Source organism: Streptomyces sp. CAU 1734, from assembly GCF_039888735.1.
GTDB lineage: Bacteria > Actinomycetota > Actinomycetes > Streptomycetales > Streptomycetaceae > Streptomyces.
The window spans coordinates 167,688-180,008 of the sequence record NZ_JBDQQP010000013.1 but is presented as its reverse complement, the minus strand read 5'-3'; the positions used below and the strand labels follow the sequence as shown (position 1 = coordinate 180,008).

General features: G+C 71.9%; 11 protein-coding genes. 8 read left to right on the top strand and 3 right to left on the bottom strand.

What is annotated here, in order from left to right; genetic code table 11:
- Positions 1-294 carry a DUF6343 family protein gene (locus AAFN69_RS25230; protein WP_347731021.1) on the bottom strand — a complete coding sequence of 98 codons (294 nt, stop codon included), beginning with the start codon at positions 292-294 and terminating at the stop codon, positions 1-3.
- 143 nt (positions 295-437) lie between these two features.
- On the opposite strand from AAFN69_RS25230, the gene AAFN69_RS25225 reads away from it, so the two are divergent.
- The 6 genes from AAFN69_RS25225 (at position 438) to AAFN69_RS25200 (ending at position 8,443) form a co-directional block, all read left to right on the top strand.
- Positions 438-1,130 (top strand): class I SAM-dependent methyltransferase, encoded by a 693-nt coding sequence (locus AAFN69_RS25225; RefSeq protein WP_347731020.1) that lies wholly within the window; start codon positions 438-440, stop codon positions 1,128-1,130.
- 129 nt (positions 1,131-1,259) lie between these two features.
- Positions 1,260-2,216, top strand: a complete 957-nt coding sequence (locus tag AAFN69_RS25220) for a slipin family protein (protein WP_347731082.1) — start codon at positions 1,260-1,262, stop codon at positions 2,214-2,216.
- 215 nt (positions 2,217-2,431) lie between these two features.
- Entirely contained in the window at positions 2,432-5,368 is a 2,937-nt protein-coding gene (locus tag AAFN69_RS25215) for a DEAD/DEAH box helicase (protein ID WP_347731019.1), read from the top strand.
- Complete coding sequence (locus tag AAFN69_RS25210) at positions 5,365-6,669, top strand: SWIM zinc finger family protein (protein WP_347731018.1); 1,305 nt, start codon at positions 5,365-5,367, stop codon at positions 6,667-6,669. The genes AAFN69_RS25215 and AAFN69_RS25210 overlap by 4 nt, the downstream gene beginning before the upstream one ends.
- Before the next feature lie 47 nt (positions 6,670-6,716).
- A complete protein-coding gene (locus tag AAFN69_RS25205) occupies positions 6,717-7,148 on the top strand; it encodes a hypothetical protein (protein ID WP_347731017.1) in 432 nt (143 codons plus the stop codon).
- Between the two features lie 95 nt (positions 7,149-7,243).
- Positions 7,244-8,443 (top strand): cytochrome P450, encoded by a 1,200-nt coding sequence (locus AAFN69_RS25200; RefSeq protein WP_347731016.1) that lies wholly within the window; start codon positions 7,244-7,246, stop codon positions 8,441-8,443.
- A gap of 1 nt (position 8,444) precedes the next feature.
- Here the strand turns inward: AAFN69_RS25200 and AAFN69_RS25195 are convergent, their stop codons facing one another.
- Entirely contained in the window at positions 8,445-8,903 is a 459-nt protein-coding gene (locus AAFN69_RS25195; protein WP_347731015.1) for a hypothetical protein, read from the bottom strand.
- 1,106 nt (positions 8,904-10,009) lie between these two features.
- On the opposite strand from AAFN69_RS25195, the gene AAFN69_RS25190 reads away from it, so the two are divergent.
- Both AAFN69_RS25190 and AAFN69_RS25185 read left to right on the top strand, forming a co-directional pair.
- Entirely contained in the window at positions 10,010-10,423 is a 414-nt protein-coding gene (locus tag AAFN69_RS25190; RefSeq protein ID WP_347731014.1) for a cupin domain-containing protein, read from the top strand.
- 81 nt (positions 10,424-10,504) lie between these two features.
- Positions 10,505-11,143 carry a uridine kinase gene (locus AAFN69_RS25185; protein ID WP_347731013.1) on the top strand — a complete coding sequence of 213 codons (639 nt, stop codon included), beginning with the start codon at positions 10,505-10,507 and terminating at the stop codon, positions 11,141-11,143.
- Here AAFN69_RS25185 and AAFN69_RS25180 read toward each other — a convergent pair.
- Entirely contained in the window at positions 11,137-12,192 is a 1,056-nt protein-coding gene (locus AAFN69_RS25180) for a carbohydrate kinase family protein (RefSeq protein ID WP_347731012.1), read from the bottom strand. The genes AAFN69_RS25185 and AAFN69_RS25180 overlap by 7 nt on opposite strands.
- Positions 12,193-12,321: the final 129 nt, after the last annotated feature.

Sequence of the window (12,321 nt, the reverse complement as noted above, 5' to 3'; positions counted from 1 at the left end):
TCAGGGATTGTCAGACCCCCGGCGGTGCGGTGGGCGCTCGTCGTGGACGGGTTCGTACGGCGGAATGTCGCGTCCGGGCTGGTAGTGCGGTCCCTGGCGGATATGGCGGATCACCACCACCAGATCCACGATGACGATCAGCAGCAGCGCTCCGCAGAGCGCAGCCCACCCCGGGTACCCGGCCAGCGCGAATCCCGCGGTGCCCGCCGCGGTCCAGGCCAGGCCCCAGAGGCCGAGCCAGAGCCGCATCCGCAGTGCACTGCGCGCGGTCGCTGGTTCACTCCCGGTACGCATACGGTCGCCTCTCCACTTCCAGGATGCCTCTCCTGTGCATCCCGGAACGTCACCGTGGCCGATTTTCGCCGTGTGGGTGTCCATCACGCGGTGTGCGCGCGAGACACGGGAACGCGCGCCGGGACCCGGCCGTTCTTCACACCATGAGCGGACGGATGCGCGAGGGGCACCGAGGCACCGGACCAGGGGCGATCACCCCTGATGGATGTGCCGTCGAGCTGTACGATCGCCTGCCCGTGGGCAATGAGCCGGAGATCATCGAGGGCGCGGTGCCGGCCGGGGCGAGCATTCTCGAACTGGGCAGCGGGGTGGGCCGGGTGACCCATCCCCTGCTGGCACGGGGATTCACCGTCACCGCGGTGGACGAATCCCCCGAGATGCTGGCGCGGGTACACGGCGCGCGGCGCACGATATGCGCGCCGATCGAGGAGCTGGCGCTCGGCGAAACCTTCGATGTGGTTCTGCTGGCGTCCTTTCTGGTGCACACCAGTACGCCCGCGGCGCGTGACGCTCTGCTGCGGGTCTGCCGGACCCATGTCGCGGACGACGGCTGTGTGCTCATCCAGCGTGAGGGCGCGGACTGGCACACCAACCTCCCCAGGGAGCGGGTCGATCCCTCCGGCTACACGGTCCGCATCGTGTCATCGGAGCCGGTCGGCGAAGGGGCGTTCTCCGTGTACGCCGAGTACATATTTCCTGACGCCACCTGGACTCAGACCTTCCTCTCCCGCCCGCTGACGGAGGAGGAGTTCGAACGGTGTCTGGGTGAGGCGGGCCTGGTGGTGGACCGTTGTCTGACGGATGACGGCACCTGGATACGGGCCCGCCCCGTGTAGCGCGCGGGCCCATGGGGCCGCGAATCGGTCGTTGAGTGAATCCGTCGCCCCTGGCCTCACTGGGCATCACAGGCATACCGTGTTATTGGGCATTTTGTGCGGTTCGCCTGGATGGAAGCGGGTGCCCTGATGATCGAGGAACTGGTGATCGCGGGAGTGGCGGCGGTGTCCGGTGCCGCGGTCTACGCGACGGCGGCGGCCCGAGTGGTGAAGCAGTACGAGCGAGGCGTCGTCTTCCGGCTCGGGCGGCTGCACGGAGAAGTCCGGCGTCCCGGCTTCACCATGGTCGTCCCCCTGGTCGATCGCTTGCACAAGGTCAATATGCAGATCGTGACCATGCCCGTCCCCGCGCAGGAGGGCATCACCAGGGACAATGTCACCGTCCGCGTCGATGCCGTCGTCTACTTCCGGGTGATCGAGGCGGCGAACGCGATCATCGAGGTCGAGGACTACCGGTTCGCCGTCTCCCAGATGGCCCAGACATCGCTCCGCTCGATCATCGGCAAGAGCGACCTCGATGATCTGCTCTCCAACAGGGAGAAACTCAACCAGGGGCTGGAGCTGATGATCGACAGCCCGGCCATGGGGTGGGGTGTGCAGATCGACCGGGTCGAGATCAAGGATGTCTCCCTGCCCGAGGCCATGAAGCGCTCCATGGCGAGGCAGGCGGAGGCCGACCGTGAGCGCCGGGCCCGGGTGATCAACGCCGATGCGGAGCTCCAGGCGTCGAAGAAGCTCGCTCAGGCGGCGGGCGAGATGTCGAAGGAGCCCGCGGCTCTCCAGCTGAGGCTGTTGCAGACCGTGGTCGCCGTCGCCGCGGAGCGGAACTCCACACTGGTGCTGCCGTTCCCGGTCGAACTGCTCCGCTTCCTGGAACGAGCCCATCCGGAGCAGAACAGTGTGCCTCAGCTCCAGGACAGGGACCCGGACCAGGTGACGGGACGGAGCGGTACGGCCGACGCCGCGCCGGAATCGCTCACCGCCGAGCCGGAGCCGGAGCCGTACGTTGCGGATACGGATACGAATACGGGCATGGCGGCGGACACGGGCGGCGGCGAGGAGCGGGACCCCGCGGCAGGTCCTTGATCCCGTCCGCCACCCGCCACCCACCCCCGGGGCGCAGGTGCCCGCGCACCCGGTCGGATCGCCTGCGGGGGACGCGGTCGCCCGGCCCGCGATCACTGTGTGACCAAGGCCCTGAGCAGCCACAACGCGGTCGGAGAAGGGCATTGTCAGACCCCGCCCGTATGGTCGGTGTCGAGCAGTCCGGATGCCTTCGAAAAGAGAGGGGGGAGTGACACATGACGTCCCGCGCACAGGAATCACTGTCGGCGTGTGCCGCTGTCTTCCTCCCGGCCGAGCTCCCGCGCGAGGGCCGGATCGCCTTCTGGAATCCGGACGGTCCGCCGCCGCCCGGAGCCGCGGGGGAGATCACCGTCGTCCGTGACGGGCTCGCGGCCCCCGCAGCCGAGGCCGCGGACCCCGGTGCCGGCAGCGGGCACGGTACGGTGCCGGCCGTACTGCTCTCCGTTGTTGAGGCTCTGCCCCTGCTGGTCCGGGCCCGGCGGTATCCCGGCGCCCATCCGGCCGCGGCCTGCTGGGGCGCCGCCGCCCTGCATGCCCTGCACCTCGTCGCTCGCGGCAGACTGCTGCCCGGTCTGACCGGATCCGATCACGACGCGTGGCGGGCCGGCCCGCTGGACGCGGACGACATCGCGCAGCTGAGATCGATCGCCGCCGCGATGCCCCACGAGGCGTACGCCATCCCCGTACCGGGATCCCGCCCGGTCAGGCTGTCCGAGCCGGAGGCCCTGATCCGGGCCTTCTTCGACGCCGTCGCGGACACCCTGCCCCGGACTCCGGCCGCGGCGCATGCGGCGGGCCCGCCCTTCGCCGCCGCCGAGCCCCAGCGGCTGCCCGGAGCACACGAGTGGGCAGCGGAGGCGGCGGCCGGGATGGACGCCGGAGTGCGGGTCTCCCTGCGGCTCGATCTCTCCGCTTTCGAGCTCTTCGACGCCGGTGCCGGCACCGATGGCGTTCCCGGCACCGAGCCCGGCACCGGGCAGCCCGTGCGCAATGCCGCCACGGCCGTCGTGCAGGTGCACAGCCTCGCCGACCCCACCCTCGTCATCGACTCCGCCCGGCTCTGGGCCGGAGACGGCGGCACACGCTTCGGCCCCCGTGCCCGCATCGACGCCCTGCTGGCCCTGCGCCGCGCGGCCAGGGTCTGGGCACCGCTCACCGGCCTCCTGGAGCGCGACGTACCGGATGTGCTGCCCCTCACCGAGGAGGAGCTGTACGAGCTCCTCGGGCCCGGCGCCGCCCGGCTCGCCGCCGCCGGGGTCACCGTCCACTGGCCCAGGGAGCTGGCGCGCTCACTCTCCGCCGCGGCGGTGGTGCGGGCCGCACCGGGGTCCGCGACCGACGGCACCCCGTTCTTCGACAGCACGGAGCTGCTGAAGTTCAACTGGCAGCTGGCGCTCGACGGGGATCCGCTGACCGAGCACGAAATGGACACGCTCGCCGAGTCGCACCGTCCGATGGTGCGGCTGCGGGACCAGTGGGTGGTGGTCGACCCCGATCTCGTCCGCAAGGCGCGCAAGCGGGAGCTGGGGCTGTTGCAGCCCGTCGACGCGCTCGCCGTGGCCCTGACGGGTTCCGCCGAGGTGGACGGCGAGACGGTGGAGGCGGTGCCCACCGGCACCCTGGCGGTGCTGCGCGACCGGCTCATGTCCGGTACGGCTCCGGTCGCCGCTCCGGAAGGACTCACCACCACGCTGCGCGACTACCAGCTGCGCGGGCTCGGCTGGCTCGATCTGATGACCTCGCTCGGGCTCGGCGGCTGTCTCGCCGACGACATGGGCCTCGGCAAGACGGTCACCCTGATCGCCCTTCATCTGCGCCGCGCCTCCCCGGTCCCCACCCTGGTCGTCTGTCCCGCCTCGCTGCTGGGCAACTGGCAGCGGGAGATCAACCGCTTCGCCCCCTCCGTACCGGTGCGCCGTTTCCACGGCGCGGAGCGCACCCTGCCCCCGGCCGGCGAGGGCGGATTCGTCCTCACCACCTACGGCACGATGCGCTCCAGTGCGGAGCGGCTCGCCGGGGAGCGCTGGGGGATGGTCGTCGCCGACGAGGCACAGCACGTCAAGAACCCGTTCTCGGCGACCGCCAAGGCGCTGCGCACCATTCCCGCACCCGCCCGGGTGGCACTGACGGGCACCCCCGTCGAGAACAATCTCTCCGAGCTGTGGTCTCTGCTGGACTGGACGACACCCGGACTGCTCGGCCCGCTGAAGTCCTTCCGGGCACGCCACGCCCGGCCCGCCGAGCTGGGCGAGGACACCGACGCGGTCGAGCGGCTCGCCCGGCTCGTCCGCCCCTTCCTGCTCCGGCGGAGAAAGTCCGACCCCGGCATCGTGCCCGAACTCCCGCCGAAGACCGAGTCCGATCACCCGGTCGCGCTCACCCGGGAACAGGCATCCCTGTACGAGGCGGTGGTGCGCGAGGCGATGGCCCTGATCGGGAGTTCCGAGGGAATCGCCCGCCGGGGTCTGGTGATGAAGCTGCTCACCGACCTCAAGCAGATCTGCAACCACCCGGCTCAGTTCCTCAAGGAGAACGGCCGCCCGGGCAGCGGTGCCCGCGCCCCGATCGCGGCGGCGGACCCCGGTTCCGGCGGCCGGCCGGCCGCCGGACCGCGCCTCGCGGGACGTTCCGGCAAGCTCGCGCTGCTCGATGAGCTGCTGGACACCATCCTGGCCGAGGACGGCGCGGTCCTGATCTTCACCCAGTACGTCGCCATGGCCCGGCTGATCTCCGCCCACCTCACCTCCCGGGCCATTCCCTCCCAGCTTCTCCACGGGGGCACCCCGGTCGCGGAGCGCGAGCGCATGGTCGACCGGTTCCAGTCGGGCGAGACACCCGTCTTCATCCTCTCCCTCAAAGCGGCGGGCACCGGACTGAATCTGACCCGCGCGGGCCATGTCATCCACTACGACCGCTGGTGGAACCCGGCGGTCGAGGAGCAGGCGACGGACCGGGCGTACCGCATCGGCCAGACACAGCCCGTGCAGGTGCACCGGCTGATCGCCGAGGGCACGGTCGAGGACCGGATCGCCGAGATGCTCGCCGCCAAGCGCGCCCTGGCGGACGCCGTCCTGGGGTCGGGCGAGACGGCCCTGACCGAACTGACCGATCGTGAGCTGGCCGATCTCGTCTCCCTGAGGAGGCCCGCATGACTCCGCCGCCCGAGGGCACCGGGCAGGCGCCGGATCGCGGCCGCCGCTCCGGCCGCCGCCGCACCGACCGCCGTCCGCCCCGCCATGACGACCACCGGCGCACCTTTCCCGCCAGGCAGGCCCGACCGGGGGAGGTGTCCCCGGTCACCTGGTGGGGCAACGCCTGGATGGAGGCCCTGGAGGAGACGGCTCTGGACCCGGCCCGCCTCGCCCGGGGGCGTGCCTACGCGGGGCGCGGGTCCGTCGACGCGATCACCGTCTCCCCGGGCCGGGTGACCGCCTATGTGCACGGCACCCGAGCGCGCCCCTACCGTACGGAGATCCGGGTCCGCACCCTCACCAACGAGGACTGGGAGGCCCTGCTCACCGCGGCGGCGGCCCGCCCCGACCACATCGCCGCCCTGCTCGACAAGGATGTGCCCAGAAGTCTCGCCGCCACGGTCGATCTGCTGCCCGCCGCGGGTGATCTGATCCCCGACTGCTCCTGCCCGGACGACGGCTACCCCTGCAAGCATGCCGCCGCTCTCTGCTACCAGACCGCGCTTCTGCTGGACGAGGACCCCTTCGTCGTCTTCCTTCTCCGGGGCATGGGGGAGCGCGACATCCTCGCCGCCCTCGCCCACCGGAACGCCACCCGCGCCGCGGCCGAGCAGGCCGCCGCGACCGCGCCCCTGCCGACCGTCCCCGCCGATGAGGCGCTCGCCCCGCGCAGCCTGCCCGCCCTGCCGCCACCGTTTCCCGCGCCCGAGCACCCGGGCAGGCCACCGGCGTACCCCCAGGCGCCGGGCGCACCCGATCCGCTCGCACTCGATCTGCTGGCCTCGGAGGCGGCGGCGCGCGCTCACACACTGCTCACCACCGGAGTTGACCCCACCGCCGATCTCTCCGTCTGGCAGGACGCGGTCCGCCTCGCCGCCGCGCACCCCGGCTCCGGGCTGACCGCCTCCACCCGCGCGCTCTACCGGGATCTGGCCGCCGCCACCGGTCGCACCCCGACGGACCTGGCCCGCGCGGTCGCCGCCTGGCGGCAGGGCGGCCGGGCCGCGCTGGAGGTGCTGGAAGAGCCCTGGGACCCGCCGGCGGGTCCCTTCGACCGGGCCCGGCCCACCCTCCTCGCGGCGGGTCTCCCTCTCTTCCGCCCCTGGCGCAACCATCTCTCGACCACCTCGCTCCAGCTGAGATTCGGCCGTGACGGCCTCTGGTACGGCTATGAATCCGATACCGGAAGGGAGGACTGGTGGCCGCGCGGCACCCCGGACACGGATCCGGCCGGCGCACTCACCGCCCTGCTCGGCGGTTGACCGATACGCTCGGAGGCCGGAGCATCGCATCGGCCGAAGGGGGCCTGGTGGAAGCCGAGTTGGTGGCATTGGCGGCGGCGGGGGCGACCGCGCTGGTCCAGCAGATGGTCACGGAGGGCTGGCAATCGGCCAGGGCCGGCGTGGTGCGGTTCTTCGCACGCGGCGCGGCCGACCCCGACGGGGTGGCGGCGGAGCTGGAGAGCGCCCGCGCGGAGCTGGTCGAGGCGCACCGGGCGCGGGACGAAGCGGCGGCCGCCGATGTACTGGCCGAGTGGCGGGCCCGGATGCGCCGCGCGCTGGCGGCCGATCCCCGGGCCGCGGCCGAACTGCGGGCGCTCCTCGCCGAGGTGGCACCCGGCGAGGACGCCGCCCCGGCGCTCACCGTCCACACCAACAACATCACCGGCGGGACCCAGCACGGCACGGTCATTCAGACCGGCACCACCGGGAGCATTCACTTCGGCGGCCGGAACAACTGACTCCGGACCGGACCATGACGGGAATCCACCGGTTTCCGGCCGCTGTTCAGCCGAAGTCGGCCGGGGGACAAGGGGGCGCTGCCTAAGGTTGGCGCATGACCATCGAGGACCCGACACGGGAACTGCTGGCGGACCCCTATCCGGTGTACGCACGGCTCCGCGAGAGCGCCCCCGTGCAGCGGATGACCGGACCGGAAGGGCTTCCTGTCTGGTATGTCACCCGCTACGACGACATTCGCGAGGCCCTTGCCGACCCCCGCCTCTCCCTGGACAAGCGGAACGGCCTGCCCGGCGGCTACCGGGGATTCAGGCTGCCGCCCGCCCTGGACGCGAATCTGCTCAACATGGACCCGCCGGACCACACCCGGATCCGGCGGCTGGTGACCCGGGCGTTCACTCCGCGCCGTATCGAGGAGCTGCGGAAGCCGATCCGGCGCATCGCCGACGAACTCCTCGACACCATGACATCACCCGGCCGCACCGACCTGATCGCCTCCTACGCCGGACCGCTTCCCATCGTGGTCATCTGCGAACTGCTCGGTGTGCCCGTGGACTCCCGGCACGACTTCCGCACCTGGACGGACGATCTCTTCGTACCCGACCCGGCCCACCCGGAACGGGCGGGTGAGGCGGTCCGGAGCATGATCGAGTTCTTCACCTGGCTGCTCGCCCACAAGCGCTCCCATCCCGGTGAGGATCTGGTCTCCGCGCTTGTCGCCGTACGGGAGCGGACCGGGCCGGAAGGCATTGACGACCGGCTCGGCTCGGATGAGCTGATGTCCCTGGTCTTCCTCATTCTCTTCGCCGGATACGAGAACACCGTCCAGCTCATGGGGACATCGGTGCTCGCCCTCTTCAACCATCCCGACCAGATGGCCGCGCTGCGGGCCGACCTCTCCGGAATGCCCGCGGCGGTCGAGGAATTCGTCCGCCACGAGAGCCCCCTGGCCCTGGCCCTGCGGCGCTTTCCGCTGGAGGACGTGACGATCGCGGGGGTCACCATCCCGGCGGGCGAGACGGTCATCCTCTGCCTGTCCGCGGCGAACCGGGACCCGGCCCGGTTCCCCGACCCCGACCGGCTCGATCTGAGCCGGGACACCACGGGTCATCTCGCGCTCGGCCATGGCATCCACTACTGCCTCGGCGCCCCGCTGGCCCGGCTGGAGACCGAGGTCGCGCTCACCGCCCTGCTGGAGCGCTTCCCCCGGCTGGAGCTGGACACCGAGGCGGACGAGCCGAAATGGCGGCCCTCCATCAGAGCTCGCGGGCTGATCACCCTGCCGGTCCGGTACTGACTCAGCGGACGCTCGGAGCCGCCGCCCCGATGAACTCCGACAGCGTCTCCCGGGCCTGCTCCGAGCGGTGCGCCCGGTCCTCCTCGTCCGGTGCCTCATGCATGCAGTTGGTCACCTCGAACGCGGCCGCGGCGAGCTCCAGCGCCTGGCTGTCGTCACAGACCAGCTGCACCCGGATGAGGGCCTGGTGGGCGCTGGACCTCAGCCGGTAGGAGTCGAGCCGAGCCTCCTCGGCCGCGGCGCTTCCCGGCACTTGTCTGGCCCGGTACCAGCGGTCGTTCTGGCCGCGCCGGTAGTCCACGACGGCCCCGGCGAAGGCGCTGTACGCGGAGATGCGTTCCTGGCGCAGCTGCTCGGCACGGGTGAGTGCCGCGGTGCGCTCGGTGGTCCGGCGCTGGAACATATGGGTGACCACCGAGCCGAGCAGGGTGCCGATGACCGCGATGACGGCTATCTCCATGGTGCTTACTCCCCGGGGACGTTGAAGGGGCCGGAACGGTGGGAAAACGACGAGGTCCGAGGGCCGGCGGGGTTCCCGCCGGCCGCCCGGGAGCCCCGGTGAACGGCGTTGGTGGCTTGATCGTGTGATGCAGGCCAATCAGATCATCGCAGTGGAGAAGTGCGTCAAGCCCATGGCTCACCACGGCGCCGCCGTGTCGGATCGGAGGCATCCCGCCCGGATCGGCCGGGCGGGAGGCTCGCCGTGCGCCGGCCGGATCCCCGTCCGGTGAATTCCCCTCCGGAGAGGCGTGGTTGCGGTGATCCGCCGGCTCCGGGAGGCCGGGCCGGCGGGCACGGATGACGCCGGCCGGCCTGTCGATGGATGATGCATGGTTTTCGGTTATCTGTTCGGTTGGAGTTCATTGGCGCCCTGTACGAGATTCGCGGCCGGGTCCGCGAGGAGCGCGAGCCCGAAACCGGGCTTCCCGTGATCGTGGCGTTCCGGTGGAGGTCCGGAATCCTCTCGTGAAACCCGCTCCGGGCCGGGGCGGCCCAATTCCGCTTCGGCGGGACGGACTCGGACTGCCGTTCCGATTCGGCATTTGCCGCCGGTCCGGCCACCGGGTCCCGGGCGCCCCGGTCCCGGCCGGCGGTCACCGGACCGCCGTCGCCGGACTGCCGGTCCGCGCACCTGCGGGGACGGTTCCAGGGCCGTGAAATGCCGGTTTCCGTCCGGCCCGCACTCCTCCGTGGGCGGTGGTCCGGGCCGCGGGGGGTCTCTGCGGCGGCGGGAGCCGGCGGTGCGGTCCGCCCGTGTGCCGTGTGCGGCAACGGTGCGGCGTGACCATGGGCACCGGGCCGGTTACGCCCCCGGCCGCTCGCATTTACGGGCCCGGAATCGCGTCCGGGCCGTCCGCATGTTCACTTCCCGTCCATTCCCTCCCGATCCCTCATTCGATAGCGTGGGGCCGTTTCTCGCAACGGCGTGCGGGCCGGTGTTTCCACCGGAACACCGTTTACATAGCGCCGAGTTGGAGGGCATCCATGAGTTTCAGTGACAGGTCGGGGAGCAGGGGAGGACACTCTCGGGCGCGTGCGGGAACGGCTTTCGCCGGTTGTCTCACGGTGATCGCGGCAGCACCGCCCGCCGCCCCGCCCGACGGTGGGGTGTCGGCCAGCGTGCTGGCGCGCGGTGTCTCCGCCGGCACGCTGCAACTCAAGGCCAAGGGCGTCACCGATGTGATCGTCCGTACGATCACCATCGCCCCCGGCGGCTCCACCGGCTGGCACCACCACGACGGTCAGCTGCTGGTCGTGGTCAAATCCGGCACACTGACCCGGGTCCTCCAGGACTGCTCGGTGGAAGTGGCGCATGCCGGATCGGTCTTCATCGAACCGTCCGGCGCCCGGAACCGGCACATCGGGCGGAACCTCGGCACGGAGCCGGTGGTGTTGTACGCGACCTATCTGCTGCCCCAGGGGAGCCCGCTCTCCGTCGAGGCGGAAGCCCCGTCCTGCGCCGGGCACCCGGGCGAATAGTTCCCGGTACAGGGCCTTCCCACCCCGGACGGCGAGTAGTCGCCAACTCCTCGACACCCCCCTCTCGGCGATGATGAACTGATGAAGCTTGAAGCGATCACCTGGGAGCGGCTGACCGAGGCCGTCGCCGACAAGGCGGCGCGGATCGGTGCCGAGGACGGCAGTCCCTGGGTGCGCATCGCGGTGGACGGCGCTCCCGCCGCGAGGGGCGGGGAGTTCGCCGAGCGGATCGGCGAGGCGCTGCGGCTGCGCGGCCGGAGTGTTCTCGTTGTCGGCACCGGCGGGTTCCTGCGTCCCGCGTCGCTGCGGTACGAGTTCGGGCGGGAGGACCCGGACACGTATTACAGCGGCTGGTTCGACACCGGAGCCCTCTGGCGGGAGGTCTTCGCGCCGCTGGACGCGGGCGGCAGCGGGCTGGTGCTGCCCGACCTGTGGGATCCCCTGGCCGACCGGGCGACCCGCAGTCCCCGGGTGGCCCTGCCGCACGGCGGAGTGCTGCTGGTGCACGGGCCGTTTCTGCTCGGGCACTGGTTCCCCTTCGACCTCACCGTGCATCTGCGGTTGTCGGGTGCCGCCTTGCGGCGGCGGACGGAGGAACACCGGCAGTGGACACTGCCCGCGTTCGAACGATACGAGACGGAGGTGATGCCCCAGGAGACGGCCCATGTGCTGGTACGCGCGGATGATCCGGGACACCCCGCCTGGGGCGGGGTTCACTGAGCGGGCCGGGCCGTGTCCGGCCGGGGCGGCCGGCCGCCGATCAGTGAAACCGCCTCCGCTCCGGCTCGGCAGCCCTCCACCGCCGCGGCCCGGGCGCCGGCACCCGCGAGCCGCGCCGCGAGAAACGCCCCGCAGAAGGCATCGCCCGCACCGGTCGAGTCGACCGGCCGGGCGGCCGGTGCCGGCACCCGGGCGACGAGTGCGCCCGCCTCGGCGATCAGCGCGCCCTCCGGGCCCAGGGTGACCGCCACCAGCGGCACCCGGCGGCTCAGCGCCACGGCCGCCTCGGCGGCCCCGGGCAGACCGGTGAGGGAGCGGGCCTCGGCGAGGTTGGGGATCAGGACATCCACACCCTCGTACTCCGCCAGCAGCCGGTCCGCGCCCAGGGTGTCGATGAAGCCCGCCGACGCCGGATCGACGCTCACCGGGATACCCCGGGAGCGCGCCGTCCGGAGAGCGAGTCTGGCCAGCCCGAGGCTGCTCTCGCAGAAGAAGAGATATCCCGACACATGGAGGTGACCAACACCGTTCAGCAGTGCGGGCGACCAGTCGGCGGACGACATGCGCCGCACCGCCTCGCCGTCGGTCAGAAAGGTGCGTTCGCCGGCCGGATCGACCAGGACGATGACGGTGGACGTCGGAGCGGTGGTGTCGGCGGTGAGGCAGGGGCGGACCCCGTGCGCGCGCAGTTCCTCCTCGTGCCGTCCCCGCTCGTCCCGGCCGACCCGTCCCAGCAGCCGCACCTCCGCACCCCCGCGGCGGGCCGCCCAGCAGGCGGCGTTCGCCCCGGCGCCACCGGGAAGGAACCGGATCCGTGCGACGGTGTCGGTACCGGTGGCGAGGGGTGCGGTGTACTGGGCGACCACATCGGTCACCACCTCACCGACCACGAGGAGCGTGGAGCCGCCGCCCCGGGAGGCCGGCTCTCCGCCGGCGGGCGGCCCGGGGAGGCGCGCTGATGTGCGGCCGGGCACGCCGCCGTTGTCCGGGCTCCGGTTCACCATCTCCGCGTTCACCATGTCCGGGTTCACCGCGTTCCGGTTCGGCATGCGCCTCCGGCCCGGGATGGTCCGGTTCGGGATGGTCCGGTTCGGGATGTTCCTCCGGTTCGGAGGGTTCCGGCCTGTGACGCCCCGGCCGGTGATGTTCCGGTTCGCGTGGGCGGGTTCACCCGGTGG